Raw genomic sequence first — 243 nt, 5'->3', positions numbered from 1 at the left:
GTATCGGCCTGGCGGTTTCGCTGCTTGGCGCGCTGCTGTCCTGGGCGTTGCTGTGCGCCGAGATCCTCTTCGCCACGGCGCGGGACAAGACCATGCCGCGCTTTCTGGCCAAGGAAAACGCCAACCATGTGCCGGCCAACGCCCTGTGGCTGACCAACGCCATGGTGCAGATCTTCCTGGTGATCACGCTGTTTTCCAACAGCACCTACCTGTCGCTGATCTACCTGGCCACATCGATGATCC

The 243-nt window shown here is 61.7% G+C and carries 1 protein-coding gene; it reads left to right on the top strand.

The window, feature by feature from the left end; genetic code table 11:
• Positions 1-243 (top strand): amino acid permease (locus J5M58_RS27570; protein WP_207880683.1); only part of this gene is annotated, 243 nt, incomplete at both ends.

Source organism: Pseudomonas sp. 32_A (assembly GCF_017490905.1).
In the GTDB taxonomy this organism is placed as follows: domain Bacteria; phylum Pseudomonadota; class Gammaproteobacteria; order Pseudomonadales; family Pseudomonadaceae; genus Aquipseudomonas; species Aquipseudomonas inefficax.
This window is presented reverse-complemented; position numbering and strand designations above follow the sequence as displayed.